23 protein-coding genes are annotated in these 20,820 nt (G+C 71.8%); 15 read left to right on the top strand and 8 right to left on the bottom strand.

Annotated elements, in window-relative coordinates:
• Positions 1-5: 5 nt before the first annotated feature.
• The gene (gene htpG, locus Q5425_RS29760; protein ID WP_308675652.1) at positions 6-1,901 is read right to left on the bottom strand and encodes a molecular chaperone HtpG; all 1,896 of its coding nucleotides are present in this window, start codon (positions 1,899-1,901) and stop codon (positions 6-8) included.
• A gap of 157 nt (positions 1,902-2,058) precedes the next feature.
• On the opposite strand from htpG, the gene Q5425_RS29755 reads away from it, so the two are divergent.
• The 7 genes from Q5425_RS29755 to Q5425_RS29725 all read left to right on the top strand — a co-directional run bounded on the left by Q5425_RS29755 (position 2,059) and on the right by Q5425_RS29725 (position 9,825).
• On the top strand, positions 2,059-2,997 hold the full coding sequence (locus Q5425_RS29755) for a ferulic acid esterase (protein ID WP_308675651.1): 939 nt from the start codon (positions 2,059-2,061) through the stop codon (positions 2,995-2,997).
• A 94-nt stretch (positions 2,998-3,091) separates the two neighbouring features.
• Complete coding sequence (locus Q5425_RS29750; protein ID WP_308675650.1) at positions 3,092-3,553, top strand: HNH endonuclease; 462 nt, start codon at positions 3,092-3,094, stop codon at positions 3,551-3,553.
• Positions 3,554-3,653: 100 nt separating this feature from the next.
• A complete protein-coding gene (locus Q5425_RS29745; protein WP_308675649.1) occupies positions 3,654-5,015 on the top strand; it encodes a protein kinase domain-containing protein in 1,362 nt (453 codons plus the stop codon).
• Positions 5,016-5,030: 15 nt separating this feature from the next.
• The gene (locus tag Q5425_RS29740) at positions 5,031-5,375 is read left to right on the top strand and encodes a hypothetical protein (RefSeq protein ID WP_308675648.1); all 345 of its coding nucleotides are present in this window, start codon (positions 5,031-5,033) and stop codon (positions 5,373-5,375) included.
• A 296-nt stretch (positions 5,376-5,671) separates the two neighbouring features.
• Positions 5,672-6,397 (top strand): FadR/GntR family transcriptional regulator, encoded by a 726-nt coding sequence (locus Q5425_RS29735; RefSeq protein WP_308675647.1) that lies wholly within the window; start codon positions 5,672-5,674, stop codon positions 6,395-6,397.
• A 112-nt stretch (positions 6,398-6,509) separates the two neighbouring features.
• The gene (locus Q5425_RS29730) at positions 6,510-8,651 is read left to right on the top strand and encodes a hypothetical protein (RefSeq protein ID WP_308675646.1); all 2,142 of its coding nucleotides are present in this window, start codon (positions 6,510-6,512) and stop codon (positions 8,649-8,651) included.
• A 4-nt stretch (positions 8,652-8,655) separates the two neighbouring features.
• Complete coding sequence (locus Q5425_RS29725) at positions 8,656-9,825, top strand: S8 family serine peptidase (RefSeq protein ID WP_308675645.1); 1,170 nt, start codon at positions 8,656-8,658, stop codon at positions 9,823-9,825.
• Positions 9,826-9,874: 49 nt separating this feature from the next.
• Here the strand turns inward: Q5425_RS29725 and Q5425_RS29720 are convergent, their stop codons facing one another.
• From Q5425_RS29720 to Q5425_RS29700, 5 genes are all read right to left on the bottom strand, one after another.
• Positions 9,875-10,507, bottom strand: coding sequence for a response regulator transcription factor (locus tag Q5425_RS29720; RefSeq protein ID WP_308675644.1), 633 nt, complete (start codon positions 10,505-10,507; stop codon positions 9,875-9,877).
• 3 nt (positions 10,508-10,510) lie between these two features.
• Positions 10,511-10,900, bottom strand: coding sequence for a hypothetical protein (locus Q5425_RS29715; RefSeq protein WP_308675643.1), 390 nt, complete (start codon positions 10,898-10,900; stop codon positions 10,511-10,513).
• A 31-nt stretch (positions 10,901-10,931) separates the two neighbouring features.
• On the bottom strand, positions 10,932-12,140 hold the full coding sequence (locus tag Q5425_RS29710; protein ID WP_308675642.1) for a cytochrome P450: 1,209 nt from the start codon (positions 12,138-12,140) through the stop codon (positions 10,932-10,934).
• 253 nt (positions 12,141-12,393) lie between these two features.
• A complete protein-coding gene (locus tag Q5425_RS29705; RefSeq protein ID WP_308675641.1) occupies positions 12,394-13,785 on the bottom strand; it encodes an aspartate aminotransferase family protein in 1,392 nt (463 codons plus the stop codon).
• A gap of 117 nt (positions 13,786-13,902) precedes the next feature.
• The gene (locus Q5425_RS29700) at positions 13,903-14,385 is read right to left on the bottom strand and encodes an Lrp/AsnC family transcriptional regulator (RefSeq protein WP_308675688.1); all 483 of its coding nucleotides are present in this window, start codon (positions 14,383-14,385) and stop codon (positions 13,903-13,905) included.
• A gap of 180 nt (positions 14,386-14,565) precedes the next feature.
• On the opposite strand from Q5425_RS29700, the gene Q5425_RS29695 reads away from it, so the two are divergent.
• Complete coding sequence (locus Q5425_RS29695) at positions 14,566-15,945, top strand: APC family permease (RefSeq protein ID WP_308675640.1); 1,380 nt, start codon at positions 14,566-14,568, stop codon at positions 15,943-15,945.
• On the opposite strand, the gene Q5425_RS29690 is transcribed toward Q5425_RS29695, so the two are convergent.
• Positions 15,923-16,141, bottom strand: a complete 219-nt coding sequence (locus tag Q5425_RS29690; RefSeq protein WP_308675639.1) for a hypothetical protein — start codon at positions 16,139-16,141, stop codon at positions 15,923-15,925. The genes Q5425_RS29695 and Q5425_RS29690 overlap by 23 nt on opposite strands.
• Before the next feature lie 90 nt (positions 16,142-16,231).
• Here Q5425_RS29690 and Q5425_RS29685 point away from each other — a divergent pair, with 90 nt between their 5' ends.
• From Q5425_RS29685 to Q5425_RS29655, 7 genes are read left to right on the top strand one after another with little or no spacing between them, the layout of a single operon-like run.
• Positions 16,232-16,747, top strand: coding sequence for a L,D-transpeptidase (locus Q5425_RS29685; protein WP_308675638.1), 516 nt, complete (start codon positions 16,232-16,234; stop codon positions 16,745-16,747).
• A gap of 12 nt (positions 16,748-16,759) precedes the next feature.
• Positions 16,760-17,533: a putative protein N(5)-glutamine methyltransferase gene (locus Q5425_RS29680; protein ID WP_308675637.1), complete on the top strand. Its 774-nt coding sequence runs from the start codon at positions 16,760-16,762 to the stop codon at positions 17,531-17,533.
• 35 nt (positions 17,534-17,568) lie between these two features.
• Positions 17,569-18,045 carry a sigma-70 family RNA polymerase sigma factor gene (locus Q5425_RS29675; RefSeq protein ID WP_308675636.1) on the top strand — a complete coding sequence of 159 codons (477 nt, stop codon included), beginning with the start codon at positions 17,569-17,571 and terminating at the stop codon, positions 18,043-18,045.
• Positions 18,042-18,641 (top strand): methylated-DNA--[protein]-cysteine S-methyltransferase, encoded by a 600-nt coding sequence (locus Q5425_RS29670; protein WP_308675635.1) that lies wholly within the window; start codon positions 18,042-18,044, stop codon positions 18,639-18,641. Before Q5425_RS29675 ends, Q5425_RS29670 begins: the two co-directional genes overlap by 4 nt.
• Complete coding sequence (locus Q5425_RS29665) at positions 18,638-19,351, top strand: 2OG-Fe(II) oxygenase (protein WP_308675634.1); 714 nt, start codon at positions 18,638-18,640, stop codon at positions 19,349-19,351. Before Q5425_RS29670 ends, Q5425_RS29665 begins: the two co-directional genes overlap by 4 nt.
• Positions 19,348-19,740 (top strand): hypothetical protein, encoded by a 393-nt coding sequence (locus tag Q5425_RS29660; protein WP_308675633.1) that lies wholly within the window; start codon positions 19,348-19,350, stop codon positions 19,738-19,740. The genes Q5425_RS29665 and Q5425_RS29660 overlap by 4 nt, the downstream gene beginning before the upstream one ends.
• Complete coding sequence (locus Q5425_RS29655; RefSeq protein WP_308675632.1) at positions 19,725-20,213, top strand: methylated-DNA--[protein]-cysteine S-methyltransferase; 489 nt, start codon at positions 19,725-19,727, stop codon at positions 20,211-20,213. The genes Q5425_RS29660 and Q5425_RS29655 overlap by 16 nt, the downstream gene beginning before the upstream one ends.
• On the opposite strand, the gene Q5425_RS29650 is transcribed toward Q5425_RS29655, so the two are convergent.
• The gene (locus tag Q5425_RS29650) at positions 20,214-20,816 is read right to left on the bottom strand and encodes a LysE family transporter (protein ID WP_308675631.1); all 603 of its coding nucleotides are present in this window, start codon (positions 20,814-20,816) and stop codon (positions 20,214-20,216) included.
• Positions 20,817-20,820 lie beyond the last annotated feature (4 nt).

Raw genomic sequence — 20,820 nt, 5'->3', positions numbered from 1 at the left:
GGACGTCAGAGCGTTTTCTCCAGGCGGCCGGCGAGCAGCTTGATGAACCGCGAGGGGTCGGCCAGTTCGCCGCCCTCCGCCAGCAGCGCCATGCCGTAGAGCAGCTCGGCCGTCTCGGCCAGGCCCTCGTCGTCCGGCCGCGCGGTGTGGGCCTCGCGCAGCCCCGTCACCAGCGCGTGCTCCGGGTTCAGCTCGAGGATGCGCTTGATCGGCGGCAGCTCCTGCCCCATCGCGCGGTACATCTTCTCCAGCGTCGGGGTCAGGTCGTGGGTGTCGCCGACGATGCAGGCGGGCGACGTCGTCAGGCGCGACGACAGCCGGACCTCCTTGACGGTCTCGCCCAGGGCCGTCCCCATCCAGGTCAGCAGGCCCTCGAAGTCCTTGTTCTGCTGTTCGCGGGCGACCTCGGTGGCCTTCTTGTCCTCCTCCGACTCGAGGTCCACCTGGCCCTTGGCGATCGACTGGAACTGCTTCCCGTCGAAGCCCGGCACCGCGTCGACCCACATCTCGTCGATCGGGTCGGTCAGCACCAGCACCTCGTAGCCCTTGGCGCGGAAGGCCTCCATGTGCGGCGAGTTCTCGATCGCGGACCGCGATTCGCCGGTCATGTAGTAGATGTGCTGCTGGCCGTCCTTCATCCGCTCGACGTACTCGCGCAGCGAGGTCGGCTTCTCGGCGTCGTGCGTCGAGGCGAACGACGAGATCTCGAGGATGGCCTCGCGGTTCTCGAAGTCGTCGAGCAGGCCCTCCTTGACCGCCCGGCCGAACTCGCGCCAGAACGTCGTGTACTTCTCGGCGTCGGCGGTCATCATCGTCTTGACCGTCGAGAGGACCTTCTTGACCAGGCGACGGCGGATCAGCTGGATCTGCCGGTCCTGCTGCAGGATCTCCCGCGAGACGTTGAGCGAGAGGTCCTGGGCGTCGACGACACCTTTGACGAACCGCAGGTATTCGGGGACGAGCGACTCGCAGTCGTCCATGATGAAGACGCGCTTGACGTAGAGCTGCACGCCGCGCTTGCGCTCCCGCAGGAACAGGTCCATCGGCGCGTGCGAGGGCAGGAACAGCAGCGCCTGGTACTCGAACGTCCCCTCGGCCTGCAGCCGGATCGTCTCCAGGGGGTCCTGCCAGTCGTGGCTGACGTGCTTGTAGAACTCGTGGTACTCGTCCTCGGAGACCTCGCTCGACGAGCGCGCCCACAGCGCCTTCATCGAGTTGACGGTCTCGGCCTCGGCGTCCTCGCCGTCACCCTTCATCCGGATGGGCCAGGTGATGAAGTCGGAGTACTTCTTGACGATCTCGCGGATCTTCGCCGGGGACGTGTAGTCGTAGAGGTGGTCCTCGGTGTCCTCGGGCTTGAGGTGCAGCGTGACCGCGGTGCCCTGGGGCGCGTCTTCGACCGGCTGGATCGTGTAGGTGCCTTCGCCGGTCGACTCCCAGCGCACGCCCTCGGCGGTGCCCGCGCGGCGGGTCACGAGGGTGACCTTGTCCGCGACCATGAAGCTCGCGTAGAACCCGACGCCGAACTGCCCGATCAGGTCCTGCGACGCCGCGGCGTCCTTCGCCTCCTTCAGCTTGGTCAGGAAGTCGGCGGTGCCGGACTTGGCGATCGTCCCGATCAGGGCGACGACCTCCTCGCGGGTCATCCCGATGCCGTTGTCCCGGACCGTCAGGGTCCGCGCTTCGGGATCGGTTTCGATCGCGATGTGCAGGTCGGCGGTGTCCGCCTCGAGGTCCTTGTCGCGGTACGACTCCAGCCGCAGCTTGTCGAGGGCGTCAGAGGCGTTGGACACGAGTTCCCGCAGGAACGTGTCCTTGTTCGAATAGATCGAATGGATCATCAGCTGGAGCAGCTGACGCGCTTCCGACTGGAACTCCAGCGTCTCGATCGGGGCAGTCACTTCCATTCCTTTCCGCGTGGTCAAGGGCCGAGGCCGGGGTCGATCCTACCGAGGGGGTCCGGCGGTTTCCGACCGTGCACTTTATGAACGCAATGCAGCGCCCGGCCGCTCCCGGTGTGATGCTGGCCACGCCCCGCTGCCGATCAAGGAGGATCGAGTGCCCGGACGCTTCCCCCGGTGGGTGGCCGTGTTCGCCGCGGCCTGTGCCCTGACCACCGCCTTCGCCGCGCCCGCCGCCGCGGCCGGCCTCGCCGACCACCCCGTTCCCACCACCGGCTGCGGGCGGCCGCCCGGGTTCCCGGCCGGGGTGACGACCACGCGGCACGTGACCTCGGGCGGCCTCGACCGCGAGTACACCGTCCACCTGCCGGCCGGGTACCGCCCGTGGCGGCCGTACCCGGTGGTCCTGTCGTTCCACGGGCACAAGCGGACGTCGCAGTACCAGGAGGAGCTGTCCGGCTTCTCGGCGCTGGACGCGATCGCGGTCTACCCGCAGGGCCTGATCGGCACCGACGGCGAGTCCGCCTGGACCGGGGCGCCCTATTCGGCCGCCGCGGACGACGTGCTGTTCACCGGTGACCTGCTGAACGCCCTGCAGCGCTCGCTGTGCGTCGACCCCGGGCGGATCTACGCGGCCGGGAAGTCCAACGGCGGCGGGTTCGTCGGGGTGCTGGCGTGCCGGCTGGCGGGGCGGATCGCCGCGTTCGCCCCGGTGTCCGGCGCGTTCTACCCGCAGGGCGGCGCCTGCCGGCCGAGCCGGCCGGTGCCGGTCCTCGACTTCCACGGCACGGCCGACACGACGATCCCCTACCCCGGCAATCCGGCGAAGGGCCTGCCCGCGATCCCGGACTGGCTGGCGGCCTGGTCCACAAGGGACGGTTGCCGGCCCGATCCGGTGTCGTGGACGCCGGTCGCCGGGGTGGTCGCTCAGAAGTGGCTCGGCTGCGACCGGCGCGGCGCGCTCGAGCACTACCGCGTCGAAGGGGCCGGGCACGTCTGGCCCAGCACCCGGCCGAACAACGATTCCGCGACGCCCGCGGTCATCGACGCAACACCGGTCATCTGGCGGTTCTTCCGCGCGCATCCCCTGCGATGAAACAGATTGACGCAGGTCAAGCCGCTCGGCGACGATGATTCACCCAAGCGGGAAGCCGTGCTTCCCGCGTCCCCATCGTCGAAAGAGGTGCGCTGTGAAGGTGCTCGTCCTGAACGCCGGTTACGAGCCGCTGCAGACCGTTTCGGTCCCGCACGCGATCCGCATGCTCGTGCGGCACGTCGCCGAGATCCACGAGGCCGAAGACGGTCTCGCCTACGGGCTGTTCCCGCGCCCGAAGATCGTGCGGTTGCTGCGCTACGTCGTCATGAAGTGGCGATATACGCAGCCGCCGCGCTGGTCCCGGCGCGGCGTGCTGGTCCGGGACGGGTACCGCTGCGCCTACTGCGGGCAGCGCGCCACCACGATCGACCACGTGACGCCGCTGAGCCGCGGCGGCGCCCGGACCGACTGGCTCAACACGGTGGCCGCGTGCGGCGGCACGGCCCGCAGCTGCAACGCCCGCAAGGCGGACAAGCTGCCGGCCGAGGCCGGGATGAAGCTGCGCTTCGCGCCGTACGTCCCGGCGTGGGACCAGCTGCACCGGCCCGGCGCGTGAGCGCACGACCTGTCCGTCGGCGAACCGGCGGACAGGTCGTTAAGCTCGAACCGATCGCCACCCGCATCCGTGTGTTCGGAGGGAAGGCCGGGGAGGTCGCGTGACCGACGCAGGAGAGCTGATCGCCGGGCGCTACCGGCTGGCCGAACGGATCGGCCAGGGCGCGATGGGCGTCGTCTGGCGTGCCCGCGACGAGCGGCTCGACCGGGTCGTCGCGGTCAAGCAGCTGGACTACGACGCGGCCATCGGGCCGGCCGCCGGTGATCAGGCGGCCCTGCGCGCCCTGCGCGAAGCGCGGCTGACGGCGCGGCTGCGGCACCCGCACGCGATCACGGTGCACGACGTCGTCGAGGAGGCCGGCGAGCCCTACCTGGTGATGGAGTACCTGCCGTCGCGCAGCCTGGCGGAGATCCTCCTCGACCGGGAAAGCCTGCCCGCCGAAGAGGTGGCGCGCATCGGCGCGCAGATCGCGTCCGCGCTCGCCGCCGCGCACGCCGAGGGTGTCGTGCACCGCGACGTCACACCCGGCAACGTCCTGCTCGGGGAGTCCGGGATCGCCAAGATCGCCGACTTCGGCATTTCGCGCGCCACCGGCGAAAGCGCCGTGACCGGCGGCGGGTTCATCGCGGGCACACCGGCCTACCTGGCGCCCGAAGTCGCCGGCGGCCGCGAAGCCGGCTTCCCCGCCGACGTCTTCTCCCTGGGCTCGACGCTCTACCGCGCGTTGGAGGGCACGCCGCCGTTCGGCAGCGACGACAACGCGATCACCCTGCTCCTGCGCGTCGCGAAGGAGGAGATCATCCCGCCGCGCCACCGCGGGCCGCTCGCCGAGGTGCTGACCCGCATGCTGCAGCGGGATCCCGGAGCGCGCCCGGCGATGGCGGAGGTCCAGGAGCTGTTCGAAGCGGTCACCGGCGGCCGTCCGCTGCCGCCGCCGCGCCCCCGGCCCCGGGCGGGAACCCGGCTGCTGCGCGTCCGCCGCCCGCGGCGCCGGCTCGTCCTGGCGGCCGTCGCCGGTGCGGTGCTGCTGGCTCTCGGCGTCGTCATCGGCACGGTGCTCGTCCCGGAGGGCACGACCAGCGTCGCCGCCCCGGTCTCGTCCGCTCCCCCGGCCCCGTCGACGCCGAGCCCGGCGCCCACGACGACGGCCGAGCTGGGCTGCGCCGCCCGCTACGAGGTGACGAACTCCTGGCCCGGCGGCTACCAGGTGCAGGTGACGGTGCGCAACGACCGCGACGCGGGGCTCTCCGGCTGGAGCGTGCGCTGGACGCTGCCCGCCGGTCACCGCATCAGCGGCTTGTGGAACGGCACCTTCACGGTCGATGGTTCGACGGTGACGGTCGAAAACGCCGCCTGGAACGCGAAGCTCGACGCGGACGCGACGACGACGTTCGGCCTGATCGCCCTGACGCAGAACGGAAGTGCCGACGCCCGCCCGGCGCTCACCTGCCGGACGCTTTGAGTTTCGGGAGACACCGTGCACCCCAAGCCCATCACGGCCAGACGCCGGAAGATCAGCTTCGACGGGCGGACCGTGACGCTCCGCATTGCGACCAAGGTCTGGGGAATCGCTCCCGACAACACCGACCACCACTTCCGGGTCGAGACGCTCACCGTCCGCCACAAGGACGCCACGGCGTGGCACCTCGGTGAGGTCGTCTTCGAATCCTCGGATGCACCCACCGAAATCGTCACGAACGTGCCGCTGTTCGCCGACAAGCTGCCCGGCAACGTGTTCTGCTACGAATACCCGAAGCGCGCGAAGGTCAAGGAGTTCCTGGAAGCCGTCGATGAGGCTTGCAAGAAGGCGCGGAAGAAGTAGCCGTCAGAGCAGCCCGGCTTCGACGAGCTCTTCCTTGATCCGCACCAGCTCCTCGTCGTTCAACGGGATCTGCGGCGGCGCCGCAACGTCGTCATGTCGATACAGCCCGCGAGCGCCGGGACGCGGCCGGCGACCTGGTCGACCGTCGTTTCGACGACGAAGCGGCGCTGGGCGTCGGGCAGGAAGGCGCCCTCGCTGGAGGAGCCGAGGACTAGGACGTGGGACGTCCTATGAGCGGCGTAAGACTGGAGGTATGACGTAGGATGTCCTCCCATGGCCCACCGGGGAGGACAGCAGTGGCCCGTCCGCAGCGCAGCGAAGAGATCACCAAACGCATCATCGACCTGATCGTCGAGCGGGAGCTCCCGCCGGGAGCGCCCATGCCCACCGAGCTGAGCCTGATGGAGGACATCGGCGTCAGCCGCAACTCCATCCGCGAGGCTATCAAGGCCCTGCAGGCCCTCGGCATCGTCGAGATCCGCCACGGCTACGGCACGTTCGTCGGGTCCGCCGGTTCGGCGTCGCTGCAGACGTGGTTGTTGTTCCGCACCCGCGCACGCGGCGCGACCGACGTCGGGCGGCTGCGCGATCTGCTGGAGGTGCGGGAAATGCTGGAGACCGAGCTGACCCGCCGGGTCGCCGCCGACCACCGGCCCGAACTGGTCGAACAGCTGCAGTCGTGCGTGACACGGATGCGGCGCAAGGGCCCGGACGCCGCGGAAGCCGATCGCGAGTTCCACGACCTCATCTGCGCTGAGGCCGGGTTCGACCTCGCCCGCGAGCTCACCGGGCTGTTCTGGGACGTGTACCGGATCGCCGAAGCCGAGCTCGGCGGGCCGGCGACGTCCGCGACGGCCGTCGCGAAACGGCACCAGGCCATCGTGGACGCGCTCGTGCTGGGTGACGCCGACGCCGCCGCCGAAGCGGTGCACCGGCACTTCGACGAGGTCCGCAAGCGCGTGAAAGCCGGACCGTACGGCGGTTTCGGCGTCGCGCGGCCGGTGCCCGCGGCGCAGCACTGACCGTCCGTCGTTGAGCCGATCGGGGTAATTCGAAGAGATCGAGGTCCCGGCCTCAACCCCTTCGCCGGCCGGCTCGTCGGTAGTGGTGATCGACCACCACACGGAGGTGCCAGTGCGAAGAACATTTTCGGTGTTCGCGGTCCTGCTCGCCGGTGCGGCGGGGGTGGCCGGGCTCGCCCCGCCGTCCGCGTCCGCCGCCGCGGCCGCGGTCCCGGCGTCGACCGTCACGCTCGTGACCGGCGACCGGGTCACCGTCCGGACCGCGCCGGACGGCCGGGAGACGTTCGAGGTGCAGCCCGCCGCCGCCACGGGCATGGCGCGGGCACTGGTGCACCTGCGGCTCGGCGGCCGGGACTACGAGGTCCCCGGCACCGCGCTCCCCTACCTCGGGCGCGGGCTCGACCTGAACCTGTTCGACGTCAAGGCGTTGCTGGCCGGCGCACCGGCCCCGGTCGACCCCACGACGTTCGGGGCCGCACTGGCCGAGCAGTTCAAAGAGGACAGTGCACGGGGCCGCTTCGGCGGGCAAGGCCTGTTCGCCGGCGGCGCGAGCTTCGCCCTCTCCGGGGTGCCGAAGCGGCAGCCCGCCCGGCCGCGGTCGGTGATGCGGACGGTGTCGCTCGACGCCACCGACATCGCGGGCAAGCCGGCCGACACCGGCATCGCGTTCCTCTACAACACCGACGACGGCGACACACTGGCGCCGGACGAGAACTTCAACTACTTCTTCGGGGGCTCGGCCAAGTTCAGCGTGCCGGACGGCAACTACAGCGCGCTGGGGGTGTTCTGGACGACCGACGCCGACGGCAACCCGACCGAGCTGCGGTTCAGCGCGCAGCCGGAGTTCGCGGTGAAGGCGGACGCGACCGTCCGCGTCGACGCGAAACGGGCGTCCAGCAAGGTGACCTGGGTGACCCCGCGCCCGGCGCTGCTCGACGACACCGGGTTCCTCTTCCGCCGGGCCGCCAAGACGGGGCCCGCCCTGCTCGTCGACTTCGACGCCGGGCCGGGCGTGCCGATCTCGGTGTCGCCGACGGCCGCTCCGGTGCGCACCGGAGCGCTGCAGACGTACCCGTACAGCAGGCTCGTGTCCCCGCCCGGGCCGGGCACCCCGTACGAATACGTGCTGCAGAAGGCGAGCACCGGCACGATCCCGCAGCAGCGGTACGTCATCACGGCGAAGGACGTCGCCGCGGTGGACGCCACCTACTTCAGCGAGTACTCCTCGCTCGGCCTGCGCCAGCGCAGCGGGATGTTCTCCTTCGAGGACGTCAGCGGTCGGCCGTCGCACCCGATCCAGCTGCCCCGGAAGCAGACCGAGTACGTCTCGGCCGCGCCGGACCTGACGTGGTTCGGCGGCTTCTCGAAGTACGTGCTCCCGGGGCCGTTCCCCGGCTGGGCCGGGGGCCAGCGCGAGACGTCCCACACCTACCGGGGCGGTTCGCCGGTCACCGAAGACTGGAACCGGTTCCCGCTGCACCCGGCGGGCGCGGTGGCGCAGCCGCCGCTGACCGACGCCGCGATCTTCACACAACCGGGCGCGACCCGGGCCGGCGACCTGGTGCGGTTCGCGCTCACGCCGTTCAGCGACAACCAGCCCGGCCACACCGGTTTCGGCTTCTACGGCGAGGCCCGGGACACCATGACGGGGTACTACCGGTTCACCCAGGACGGCACGACCCTGGCCGAAGGCAACCCGGTGGGGGCCACCGCGCTGAGCCTGCAGCAGGAGGTCGCGCCCGGCCCGTCGACGCTCGGGCTGACGATCGACGCGGGCCGCACGGGTCCGATGTACCGGCAGAGCACCGCGACCCACACCGAGTGGACGTGGAAGTCCCGGCACGTCGAGGGTGCGACGCTGCCGCCCGCGTTGTACTGCGCCCGCGGGGAAAACGGCCCGGACCGCTCGTGCGCGGTCGAGCCGCTGCTGACGCTGGGCTACGCCGTCGGCGGGCTCCGGCCGGACGGGTCGACGGTGTCCGGTCCGCAGGGTCTCGACCTCACCGTGGGGCACCTGCAGCAGAGCGCCGCTTCGCCGGTGACGGGCGCGACGGTGCAGTACTCGACCGACGGCACGACCTGGCAGGACACGACCGTCACCGCGCGCGGCGACGGCGTCTTCCACGCGGAGTTCGCCGCGACCACGGAGGCGTTCCGCGGCACGGACGTCTCGCTGCGGGTCACGGCGGCCGACGCGGCCGGGGCGACGATCACCGAGACGATCACGGCCGCCTACCACGTCTACGCGTCCTGAGGGGATGTCCACAGTGCACAGAAGAGTGTTCCGCGCGCTGATCGCCGTGGGCGCGGCGACGATCGCGGTGAGCGCGTTCGCCCCCGCCGCGGCCGCCGTGCCGGTCGCCCGCGCGGCGTGTCCCGAACCGGGGCCGGGCCTGCTGCGCTGCCTCACGAGCTACACACCGGACGCGGCCCGCACCTCGGCCGGCGCTCCGGCCGGCTGGGGTGCCGGCGATCTGGCGTCGGCCTACCGGCTGCCCGCCGAGGCGCGGCCGGATGCCGTCGTGGGCATCTCGATCGCCTACGACGCCCCGAACCTGGAGGCCGACCTGGCCGCGTACCGGGCGCAGTACGGCCTGCCGCCGTGCACCACGGCGAACGGCTGCTTCCGCAAGGTGAACCAGCAGGGCGCGGCGGCTCCCCTGCCGCCGTCCGACTTCGGCTGGGCCCTGGAGTCCACATTGGACGTCTCGATGGTGTCGGCGGCGTGCCCGTCGTGCCGGATCCTCGTCGTGGAGGGAAACTCCCCGGGCTTCGCCGACCTCGCGGAGACGGAGGACACGGCGGTGCGGCTGGGCGCGAAGGTGGTGTCGAACAGCTACGGTGCCCGGGAAAGCGGTGCGTCGCTGGCGTATGCGAGCCACTACCGGCACCCGGGCGTGACGGTGGTGGTCTCCTCGGGCGACACCGGTTTCACGGCGGCGAGTTACCCGGCGGTGCTGGCCTCGGCGGTCGCGGTCGGCGGGACGGTGCTGGCCCGCGACCCGGACTCGCCGCGCGGCTGGGCGGAGTCGGCGTGGCCGGGCAGCGGCAGCGGCTGTTCGGCGTACATCGCGAAACCCCGGTGGCAGCGGGATTCCCACTGCGCCAAGCGCACGGTCGCGGACGTCTCGGCGGCGGCCGAGGACCTCGCCATCCACTACGCGGACGCGGGCGGCTGGCTCACGGCGAGCGGCACGAGTGCCTCGGCCCCGTTCGTCGCGGGCCTGATCGGCCGGTCCGGCCGAGCCGGAACGACCCAACCGGCCGGCCTGTACGCCAAGGCAACGGCGTTCGTCGACGTGACCACGGGTCACAACGACCCGTCGGGCGCCGGCAAGAAGTGCGGCGGTGACTACCTGTGCGTCGCCGGCCCCGGCTACGACGCCCCGACGGGCCTCGGCGTACCGAACGGCCTGGCGGGCTTCTGACCCCGGACGGCTCTTTCCTGTTGTCGTCGGCAGGAAGGAGCCGTTCAGGTCAGCTCAGGCCCGGCCGGCACAGCCCGCGCTCGTAAGCCAGCAACCCCGCCGCCGTCCGGTGGGGGCACTCCAGTTTGCGCACCACCCGGGCCACACAATCCCGCACCACCGGCTCCGGCAGCCCCAGCCGCACGGCGATCTCCGGGTTCGTCAGCGCCGCGCCCATCGCCGCGAGCACCTCCGTCTCCCGGGCCGACAACCGGTCCACCAGGGCGAGCCGCTCGTCGCGGGGGCCCGACAACCGCGTGGCCGCCGACACCAGGCGGCGGGAGGCGTCCGGGGACAGCACCAGGTGGCCGTCCGCCGCCAGGCGGATCACCTTGATCAGGTCCCGTCGCGGGGCCGAACGCAGCACGAACCCCGCCGCGCCGTCGCGGAGCGCGCGCAGGATTTCCGCGTCCGAGTCGAACGTCGCCAGCGCCACCACCGCCGGGCGGCGGGGCAGCGGGTCCGGCCGGCTAAGGCGCAGGTCCAGCAGCAGCACGTCCGGCGAGCCGGCCCGGGCCGCCGCCGGATCGGGGACCGCGCCGACCAGCTCGATGCCGTCCGCCTCGGCGAGGATCGTGCTCAGGCGGGCTCGCACCGCCGGGTCGCGCTCGGCCACCAGAACCCGGACCGGCGGGGCGAGCACCCGTCAGTCCTTCGGCCGCAGGCGGATCAGCGGCAGGTCCTTCTTCGACGCGCCGACCAGGTCGCGCCCGCCGGGACCGCGCAGCCGCAGTTCGCGGAACCGCACCGACGACAACTGCGCGGCTTCGATCGGGTAGACGTCGCCGTAGCGCTTGATCTTGTCCACCAGCTCCTTGCCGAGCAACTCGACCAGCCCCGCGTGCCGGGTCGCGCCGCCGCCCAGCGGCACGTCGAGCTGGCTGCGCACCTCGGGGAACCGCTGGTCCAGCTCGACGGCCAGCTGGTGGATCGTGACGTAGGCCCGGCCGAACTCCGAGGCGTCGGGCCCCGGCGGGATGTCCTGGAGCACCTTGACGAGCTTGTCGTCCATCCCGAGCTTGTCCCACAGGGTCACGTCTTTTCCTCCACTCACGACCGCCGATGGTCTACCAGAGGACCGGCACGCGGTCCACTCCCCCGGTGACACGGTTGGTCCGGACGTGGAGTTCATCAACGCCGACGGCCAGGCGCAAGCCCGGGAACCGCCGGAACAACGACCCGAACACGACGCGCAGCTCGGTGCGGGCCAGGCTCGCGCCGATGCAGAACCAGCCGCCGTGGGCGAAGGCGACGTGCGAGTTCGGTTTGCGGTCCGGGTCGAACGTCTCCGCGGCGGGGAACACCGACGCGTCCCGGTTCGCGGCCGCGATCGACAGCACGACCGCGTCACCGCGGGCGATCGTGACGCCGCCGAGCTCGACGTCGTCGTGCGCGTACCGCAGGACACCGAGGCCGCTCGGGGCGGACAGCCGCAGGATCTCCTCCACCACGCCGTGCACCCGCCCCTCGGGGTCGGCGGCCAGCGCGTCGCGGCGGGCGAGGTCGGTGAGCAGGTAGAGCACGCCGAGGTCGATCCGGTTGGAGGTTGTCTCGTGGCCGGCGAACAGCAGGCCGGCGGCGAGCCGGGCGAGGTCGTCGTCGCCGAACGACGGATCGCCGGCCTGCGCGCGGACCATGTCGGAGACGACGTCCTGGCCGGGATCGCGCCGCTTGGCCGCCGCGAGCCGGCTCATGTAGGCGGTGAACTCGTCGAGCGCCGCGTCCGCGCCGTCGCCGATGTCCATCCGGCCCATCCGGTCGGACAGCACCCGGAAAGTGTCCCGGTCTTCGTACGGGACGCCGAGCAGCTCGCAGATCACCAGCACCGGCAGCGGGAACGAAAGGTGCTCGTGCAGGTCGACCGGATCGCCGTCGCGGCGGGCCCGCTCCATCGCGTCGAAGCAGCCGTCGGCGAACTCCTGGACGTGACCGGCGAGCCGGCGGATCCGGTTGGCGGAGAAGGCGGGCACGAGCATCCGCCGCATCCGCGCGTGCTCGGTGTGCTCGGTCTCGTGGTCGCCCTGCGGACGGCTGAGGATCGCCGCGTCCGACAGCGCCGACGCCTCTTCCGGCGCCGGGTGCGAACGGCCGAACCGCGGGTCGGTGAACACCGCCCGGACCTGCTCGAACCCGGTGACCAGCCAGGCCGGGTCCCCGGCCGGGGTGGTCACCGGAACCACCGGTCCCCGCCGGCGCAGCACCTCGAACAGCGGCGCGATCTCCAGGACGTTCGGCCGCTCGAACGGCAGGCGCGGGCTGTCCGTGGTGGCGGTCATCGGGTCTCCTCCCCGGGTGCGCGGCCGATCGGCGCGGACACGGGCGGGCCGGTCACCGGCCGCTCCCCCGGTCCCCCCCGCACCCCACGGTACCCACCGGACCCGGCCGCCGGGCGGGGAACGCGGGTTCCCGCCCGATCGGGCCAGCGCCGCGGCTCGCATAACCGCGCGACCGGCGGACCGAAAGACCCGGCGAACCGGAATTTTCGGTACCCCCCCGGTATCGTGGAAAACCGGGGCCGGAGGCCAACGGCTACAGCAGCTTCCAGGCGCGGGTCAGGGTGTCGCGCAGGATCTGCTCCATCTCGTCGAACTGCGCCTGGTCGCAGATCAGCGGCGGCGACAGCTGCACGACGGGCTCGGCGCGGTCGTCGGCGCGGCAGTACAACCCGGCCTCGAACAGCGCCTCGGAAAGGAACCCGCGCAGCACGCGCTCGGATTCGCCGGCGGTGAAGGTCTCCTTGGTCGTCTTGTCCTTCACCAGCTCGATGCCGTAGAAGAACCCCGCGCCCCGGACGTCGCCGACGATCGGCAGGTCGGTCAGTTTGTCCAAAGTGGACCGGAAGGCCGCCTCGCGGTCCAGCACGTGGCCGTAGAGGTCCTCCCGGGCGATCAGGTCGAGGTTGGCCAGCGCCACCGCGCACGACACCGGGTGCCCGCCGTAGGTGGACCCGTGCATGAACGTCGTCGCGCCGCGGGTGAACGGCTCCATCAACCGCTCCGAAGCCAGCACCGCCCCCAGCGGGGCGTACCCCGACGTCAGCCCCTTCGCGGTGGTGATGACGTCCGGCTGGTAGCCGTACCGCTTGGCCGCGAAGTCGTACCCCACCCGGCCGAACGCGCAGATCACCTCGTCGGACACCAGCAGCACGTCGTGCTTGTCGCAGATCTCGCGGACCCGCGCGAAGTAGCCGGGCGGCGGCACGAAGCAGCCACCGGTGTTCTGCACCGGCTCCAGGAACACCGCGGCGACGGTGTCCGCGCCCTCGAACTCGATCGCCTGCTCGATCTGGTCGGCGGCCCAGCGGCCGTAAGCCTCGTAGTCGTCGGCGTGCTCGGGTGCGCGGTAGAAGTTCGTGTTCGGCACCCGCAGGGTGCTCGGCACCAGCGGCTCGAAGTCCGCCTTCGCGCCGGGGATGCCGGTGATCGACAGCGCGCCCTGCGACGTCCCGTGGTAGGCCAGCGCGCGGCTGATCACCTTGTGCTTGCCCGGTTTTCCGACGAGCTTGAAGTACTGCTTCGCGAGCTTCCACGCCGTCTCGACCGATTCCCCGCCGCTCACGGTGAAGAACACGCGGTTCAGGTCGCCGGGCGACGCCTCGGCCAGCCGTGAAGCCAGTTCGATCGCCGCCGGGTGCGCGTGCCCCCACAGCGGGAAGTACGCGAGCTGTTTCGTCTGCCGCGCGGCGGCTTCGGCGAGTTCCTCGCGGCCGTGGCCGACCTGGACCGCGAACAGCCCGGCGAGCCCGTCCAGGTACCGCTTCCCGCGGGCGTCCCAGATGTACGGGCCTTCGCCGCGCACGATCACCGGGACGTCGCTCTCGTCGTAGGCGGAGTGCCGGGTGAAGTGCATCCAGAGGTTGCTGCGAGCGGCCTGGGCGAGGCCGGAAGCGTCGACGGAGGCGAGGTCGGCGGTAGTGGTCATGCCTCGGTTATCGCACGCCCGGCCCCACTCAGGCAAGCGTTTCAGTCGTCCAGACCAACTTCGACGACTAATCCATGGTCATCTTCGGCTGGCTACCTTCGGATTTAGTCGTCACGGTCAGCGAGTGCCCCACTGGTAGGTCTGTTTCCGCAGCTTGAGGTAGACCATCGCCTCGGCGTGGCGGACGCCGGGCAGGGCCCGGATCCGCGTCGAGATCAGCTGGAGGAGCGCCTCGTCGTCCGCGCAGACGGCCTCGCAGAGCAGGTCGTAGCGCCCGGCGCAGAGGATCACGTAGGCGATCTCGTCCATTTCGGCCAGTGCGTCGCCGACCGGCTCCAGCGGGCCGTCGACGGTGATCGCGATCATCGCCTGCCGGAACAGCCCGACCTGCAACGGATCCGAGACCGCGACGATCTGGATGACACCGGAGTCGGACAGCCGCTGCACCCGCTGCCGGACGGCCGCCTCCGACAGGCCGACCGCCTTGCCGATCGTCGCGTACGCGCGCCGCCCGTCCTCCTGCAGCTGCGCGATGATCTGCCGCGAGATGTCGTCGAGCACCGGCGGGGCGGGCCGGCCGGTCGTGTCCTGGCTGCTCACGCCCGGATCATCCCCGACGCGGGCCAGCGCAGGCAAACCCGCCACGCCGTGACGATGAGTGACTAAATCCGAATGCCACAGCCGCATAAGACAACGGATTTAGTCGTCCTGGCCGCGTTGACAACACCAAATCGGTGCTGTTCCATCCGTCGCACCCTGCTCCCGGCCGGAGGGAACGCCATGCCCCGCACTCCCGCCCCGCCCGACGTCACCGCCGCCCCGGCCCGCACCCGCACGCTCACCCGGTCCATCGGCGTCGGCGGCGGCACGCTCCTCACGCTCAGCTGCGTGACGCCGGCGTCGTCACTGTTCGTCCTCGTGCCCCCGCTGTTCGCCGACCTCGGCACCGGCACCGCGCTCGCCATCGCGCTGGCGGTGCTGCTCTGCGTCGGGATCGCCTTCTGCTACTCCGAACTCGGCACGCTGGTACCGAGCTCCGGCGGCGAATACGCGATGGTGACGACGGTGGCGAACCGGTTCGCCGGCTGGCTGACGTTCATGCTGTCCTTCGTCGTCATCCTCGTCGTGCCGCCGATCATCGCCATCGGCGTCGCCGACTACCTCGCCGCCGTGGCCGACGTCAGCCCGTCGGCCGCCGGTGCGCTCGTCATGCTCGCGGGCACCGTGATGGGGCTGCTGAACCTGCGGTCCAACGCCTGGATCACCGGCATCTTCCTGGTCATCGAGATCGTCGCCGTCTTCGTCGTGTCGCTGCTCGGCTTCACGCACACCACGCAGAGCCCGGCCGTGCTGCTGAAGCCGGCCCTCGGCCCGAGCGGGATCGGGCTGATCGCCGTCGTCGCCGGGCTCGCCGTCGCGCTGTTCGTGGTGCAGGGCTTCAGCACCGCCGTTTACCTCGCCGAGGAAATGCGCGAGCCGCGCCGGACCGTCGCGCGGACGGTGTTCTGGACGCTCGGGATCAGCGCCGTGGTCATCCTCGTGCCGGTCGTCGCGATCACGCTGGCCATGCCGGACACCGCCGCGCTCGCCGGGGTCGACCTGACCGCGCTCGTCACGAGCTGGAGCACGAGTGCCGTCGGGGTGGCGATCAGCCTCTGCATCGCCGCGGCGATCGTCAACGCGGTGATCGTCATGGTCGTCCAGAACTCGCGGGTGCTCTACGCCTCCGCGCGCGATCAGGCGTGGCCGGCGCCGGTGAACCGCGCGATGAGCGTGGTCGGCGCCCGGTTCGGCTCGCCGTGGGTCGCCACCCTCGTGACCGGGCTGTCCGAAGCCGTCCTCTGCTTCGTGCCGGTGGACACGCTCAGCGGGGTCACCGGAGTCGCCGTCGTCGCGCTCTACCTGAGCGTCTCGGCCGCCGCTCTCGGCGCGCGCCGGGCAGCGCACCGGAAGCCGCACGTGTGGCGGATGCCGGCGTGGCCGCTCGTGCCGGCCCTCGCGGTCGCGGCACTGGCCTACGTCCTGGTCGAGCAGAGCGCGCTCGACCTCGGCATCACCGCCGGGGTCCTGGTCGTGGCGGCGCTGTACTGGTGGGGGTACCTGCGCCGACGGCCCGCGCGGTGGGTCGTGACGGTGCCTAGTCCTTCCGACGGCCCCTGAGCTGCCGCACGCCGACGACAATCACCGCGAGCAGGCCGGCGATCGAGACCAGCACCCAGATCCAGCTGGGGATGCCGACCGAATCGAGGGTGACCGGAGCCGACGGCGAACTGGGCGCGGTGGTCTGCGCCGACGCCGGCCCAGCGCACACGACGAGCCCGGCCAGCACTACCCCGAAAGCGCGACGGAGGATCATCCGGACATCTTGCCCCATCGGCCGGCGCAACCTCCGGGGCCGTTCACCCGTATTGCCCCCCGGTGAGGACCTTCGGCGAGGGGACGACGAATGCGCAGGACCGGGGTGGTGACCCTGCTGGGCTCGGTGTTGGTCGCGGCGGCTTGCTCGGCGCCGCGCGCCACGGCGCCGAGCCCGATCTCCGAGCCGGCGCCGCTGACCGTGTCGGCCACGTCGGCCACTCCCGTCACTCCCGTCACCACCACCACGCCACCGCCCGCGCCGCCGTGCGCCGTCACGACCGGGGCCTGCGTGAGCCTGGCGCAGAAGCTGGCCTGGCTGCTGCGGGACGGCCGGGTCGTGCGCGGCCCGGTCCCGGCCGGGTTCGGGCCGCCCGATCAGGCGACGCCCGCGGGCTCGTTCCACGTCGTGTGGAAGGACCGCGAGCACACCAGCAGCGTGTACGGCACCGACATGCCGAACTCGGTGTTCTTCGCCGCCGGCGGGATCGCCTTCCACGCCGGCCCGCTCGACGCGCCGTCGCACGGCTGCGTCCACCTGACCGGCGCCGATGCGGCGGCGTTCTTCGACGGGCTGAACGTCGGCGACGCGGTGCAGGTCTTGTAGGCTCACTCCTCGTTGGACACTTCCACGGTCGTCTCCCGGCTGCGCGCCGCGGGCTGCGTGTTCGCCGAGGACGAGGCCGATCTTCTCCTCGCGGCGGCCACGTCCCCCGCGGAACTCGACGCGCTCGTCGAACGCCGCGTCGCCGGGCTGCCGCTGGAGCACCTGCTCGGCTGGGCGGAGTTCCACGGCCTGCGGATCACCGTGCGGCCCGGGGTGTTCGTACCGCGGCACCGCACCGGCTTCCTGGTCGACGTGGCCGTTTCGCTCGCCCCGCCGGATCCGGTGGTGCTCGACCTGTGCTGCGGCTCCGGTGCGCTGGGAGCTGCGTTCGCCGCGGCGCTTTCGCCGCGTTCGCCGCGTGAGCTGCACGCGGCCGACGTCGAGCCGGCCGCGGTCGGGTGCGCCCGGCTGAACCTGCCGGACGCCCACGTCCACCAGGGCGATCTCTACGAAGCGCTGCCGGTGTCCCTGCGCGGCCGCGTCGACGTCCTCCTCGCGAACGTGCCCTACGTCCCTTCGGACGCCGTCGCGACGATGCCGCCGGAGGCGCGCCTGCACGAGCCGCTGGTGGCGCTCGACGGCGGCGCGGACGGCCTCGACCTCGCCCGCCGCGTCGCCGCGGACGCGCCACGGTGGCTCGCCCCGGGCGGAACCGTGCTGGTCGAAGCGAGCGAACGGCAGGCGCCCGTGCTGGCGGAAATCCTGGCCGCGGCCGGGTTGGCGCCGCGGGTGCACGAGTGCGACGAGCTGGGCGCGACCGTCGTGACCGGTACCGCGGAAACGTGACCTCACGTTCCGGCCCTCCCGGACGTCTACCAGGTGTGATCGTGAAACCGTTCGAGCAGATCGTGGCCGAGCACGGGCCGATGGTCCTGCGGGTCTGCCGGGCCGTGCTCGGCCCCGCCGACGCCGAAGACGCCTGGTCGGAAACCTTCCTGGCGGCGTTGAAGGCGTACCCGGAGCTGCCGTCGGACGCGAACGTCCAGGCGTGGCTCGTCACGATCGCGCACCGCAAAGCCATCGACGTCACGCGCGCCCAGGCCCGCTGCCCGGTGCCGGTCGGCGAGGTCCCGGACCGGCCCGGCCGCACGGAAGCCTGGAACGGCGACCTCTGGGACGCGCTGGCGAGACTGCCGGACAAGCAACGCCTCGCCGTCGCCTACCACTACCTGGCCGGGCTGCCCTACCGCGAGATCGCGGAGATCACCGGAGGCACCGCCGACGCCGCGCGCCGGGCGGCCGCCGACGGCGTCAAGGCGCTCCGGGCCGGCTATCCCTTGGAAGGAGCGCACTCATGACGGACTTCCGGTTTTTCGCGTCGCTTCCGGAGATCTACGAACTCGACCCGGGGCCCATGCACGAGCGGCTCGTCACCGACGCCGCCCGCCAGGGGCTGCTGGACGTCGCCTACCACACCGCCGACACCCCGGTCGGGTCGCTGCTGCTGGCGGCGACCGAACAGGGCCTGGTGAAGGTGGCCTTCGACCGCCAGGACCACGACGCGGTGCTGGCCGAGCTGGCCGCGGCGATCAGCCCGCGGATCCTGCGCGCCCCGGCCCGGCTCGACCCGGTGATCCGCCAGCTCGACGAATACTTCACCGGCGAGCGGCACGCCTTCGACGTTCCGCTGGACTTCCGGCTGGCACGCGGGTTCCGCCGGGCGGTGCTGGACCACCTGCCCGAGATCGCCTACGGCCACACCGAAAGCTACGCGCAGGTCGCGGCGGCCGCGGGCAGCCCGAAGGCGGTCCGGGCGGTCGGCACGGCGTGTGCACTCAACCCGCTGCCGGTGGTGGTGCCGTGCCACCGGGTCGTCCGGTCCGACGGGTCGTACGGCCAGTACGCCGGCGGCGAGGAAGCCAAGCGGGTCCTGCTGACGATGGAGGCGGCATGACCGCGTTCGAAGAGCGCGTCGCCGCGGCCGACTGGGCCGCGGTGGCCGCGGAGGTCGACGACTACGGCTGCGCACTTCTCCCGCAGCTGCTGACGCCCGCCGAGTGCGCGCGGCTGGTCGCGCTGTGGGACGAGCCGGCACACTTCCGGGCAACGGTGAACCTGCGACGGCACCGCTTCGGGGACAACGGCGACTACCACTACTTCGCTGCCCCGTTCCCGGAACCGGTGCAGCGGCTGCGGCAGGCGCTCTACCCGCGGCTGCTGCCGATCGCGCGCGACTGGGCCGCCCGGCTGGGCCGCGAGCCGGAGTGGCCATCCACTTTGGACGAATGGCTGGAAGTCTGCCACGCGGCAGGCCAGCGGCGGCCCACGCCGATCCTCCTGCGCTACGAGCCGGGCGGCTGGAACGCACTGCACCGCGACCTGTACGGCGACAAGGTGTTCCCGCTGCAGGTGGTGATCAACCTCAACAACCCGGGCACCGACCACACCGGCGGCGAGTTCCTCCTGGTGGAGCAGCGTCCACGCGCCCAGTCCCGCGGCACGGCCACGCTGATCCCGCAGGGCCACGGCCTGGTGTTCACCACCCGCGACCGCCCGGTCCGCTCGGCCCGGGGCTGGTCGGCGGCGCCGGTCCGCCACGGCGTATCGGTGGTCCGCACGGGCCACCGGCACACCCTGGGCCTCGTGTTCCACGACGCGGCATGACGGCCGCCGAGCTCGAGGCGGTGCTCCGGCTCCTCGGACCGGCCCGCCACATCGTGATCGGCACCGCGGCGGACCCGGCATCCCGGGCGGCCGGCGAGCGGATCGCCGAGGCGTGGGGCGGCTTGGTGCTGGCGACGGTGACGTGGCCCGAGACGGCGGCGTCCTGGCTGCGCCAGGCCCGCCGTTTCGCGGCCCCGAACCCGGACGCGTGGGTGGTCAGCGCCACCCCGGCGGGCTGGGCGGGCATGACGCGGCGGCTGCTGCTGTCGACGTCGTGGAGTCCACGCAGGACGGTGTTGACGGCGGCCTTGGCCGGCTTTTCGCTTCCCGGCTTACGTGGCGCCCATGCGGACGGAACTACTTGGGAGAACTCATGGAGCACCTCGTGACCGATTCCCCGATCGGCCCCCTGACCCTCGTCGGCACCGACGGCGTCGTGACGGGTCTGTACTTCCCGAACCACTGGACCCGTCCGGACCGCACCGCGTTCGGCGAGCGTGACGACACGGCGTTCCCGGAAGCAGTTCGGCAGCTGAAGGAGTACTTCGCCGGCCAGCGCACCTCGTTCGACGTCCCGATGCAGGCGAACGGCCCCGGCTTCGACCGCTCAGTGTGGACCGAAATCGCGAAGATCCCGTACGGCACAACGGCGACGTACGGCAAGCTGGCGCAGTCGGTCGCCGGCCTGCCGCACGAGGTGGGAGCGGCGGTGGGCCGCAACCCGCTGAGCATCCTGGTGGCGTGCCACCGCGTGGTCGGCAAGAACGGCAAGCTGACGGGATACGCGGGCGGCCTGAAGCGGAAGGAGTTCCTGCTGGAACTGGAGCGGCCACCGGCAGCGGAGCGGGGCGAGCTCTGGTGATCAGACGCGGCCGAGCAGCAAGGTCACCCCGAGCCCGGTCATCGTCACGGCGATCACGACGTCCAGCACGCGCCAAGCCATCGGCTTCGCGAACACCCCGGCCAGCCGCCGCGCCCCGAAGCCGAGCGCACTGAACCAGACGACGCTGCCCATCCCGGCGCCGATCCCGAACAGCCACCGCCCCTCCCCATGGGCCACGGCGACCGAGCCGAGCAGCAGGACGGTGTCGAGGTAGACGTGCGGATTGAGCCAGGTGAAGGCAAAACAGGCAAGAACGGCCTTCCGCAGCGGCGTACGTTCCTCCCCGAAGGTCAGGACGGACGGCCGGAACGCCCGCCGCGCAGCAAGCGCCCCGTAGCCCAGCAGGAAAAGCCCCCCACCGACGGCAATAACCCCGATCGCGGTCGGCCACTGCTCAAGCACGGCCCCGATCCCGCTGACCCCGAGCCCGATCAGCACAAGATCGGACACGGCACAGATGACGACCAGCGGTGCCACCACCCCGCCACGCAGGCCTTGTTGCAGCAGAAAGGCGTTCTGCGAGCCAATGGCGACGATGAGGGAGAGGCCGGTTCCGAATCCGGCCAGCAGGAGTGGCAGCACCGGG

Source organism: Amycolatopsis sp. A133, from assembly GCF_031082405.1.
In the GTDB taxonomy this organism is placed as follows: Bacteria; Actinomycetota; Actinomycetes; order Mycobacteriales; family Pseudonocardiaceae; genus Amycolatopsis.
Note: the sequence above shows the minus strand (reverse complement) of the source record. Positions and strands in the feature narration are given on the sequence as shown.

Excerpts from the sequence above, each read along its gene's own strand:
- Q5425_RS29725 (WP_308675645.1), top strand. The coding sequence starts at position 8,656 with ATGTCCACAGTGCACAGAAGAGTGTTCCGCGCGCTGATCGCCGTGGGC.
- Q5425_RS29710 (WP_308675642.1), bottom strand. The coding sequence starts at position 12,140 with ATGACCGCCACCACGGACAGCCCGCGCCTGCCGTTCGAGCGGCCGAAC.
- Q5425_RS29705 (WP_308675641.1), bottom strand. The coding sequence starts at position 13,785 with ATGACCACTACCGCCGACCTCGCCTCCGTCGACGCTTCCGGCCTCGCC.
- Q5425_RS29695 (WP_308675640.1), top strand. The coding sequence starts at position 14,566 with ATGCCCCGCACTCCCGCCCCGCCCGACGTCACCGCCGCCCCGGCCCGC.
- Q5425_RS29690 (WP_308675639.1), bottom strand. The coding sequence starts at position 16,141 with ATGATCCTCCGTCGCGCTTTCGGGGTAGTGCTGGCCGGGCTCGTCGTG.
- Q5425_RS29685 (WP_308675638.1), top strand. The coding sequence starts at position 16,232 with ATGCGCAGGACCGGGGTGGTGACCCTGCTGGGCTCGGTGTTGGTCGCG.
- Q5425_RS29670 (WP_308675635.1), top strand. The coding sequence starts at position 18,042 with ATGACGGACTTCCGGTTTTTCGCGTCGCTTCCGGAGATCTACGAACTC.
- Q5425_RS29665 (WP_308675634.1), top strand. The coding sequence starts at position 18,638 with ATGACCGCGTTCGAAGAGCGCGTCGCCGCGGCCGACTGGGCCGCGGTG.
- Q5425_RS29660 (WP_308675633.1), top strand. The coding sequence starts at position 19,348 with ATGACGGCCGCCGAGCTCGAGGCGGTGCTCCGGCTCCTCGGACCGGCC.
- Q5425_RS29655 (WP_308675632.1), top strand. The coding sequence starts at position 19,725 with ATGGAGCACCTCGTGACCGATTCCCCGATCGGCCCCCTGACCCTCGTC.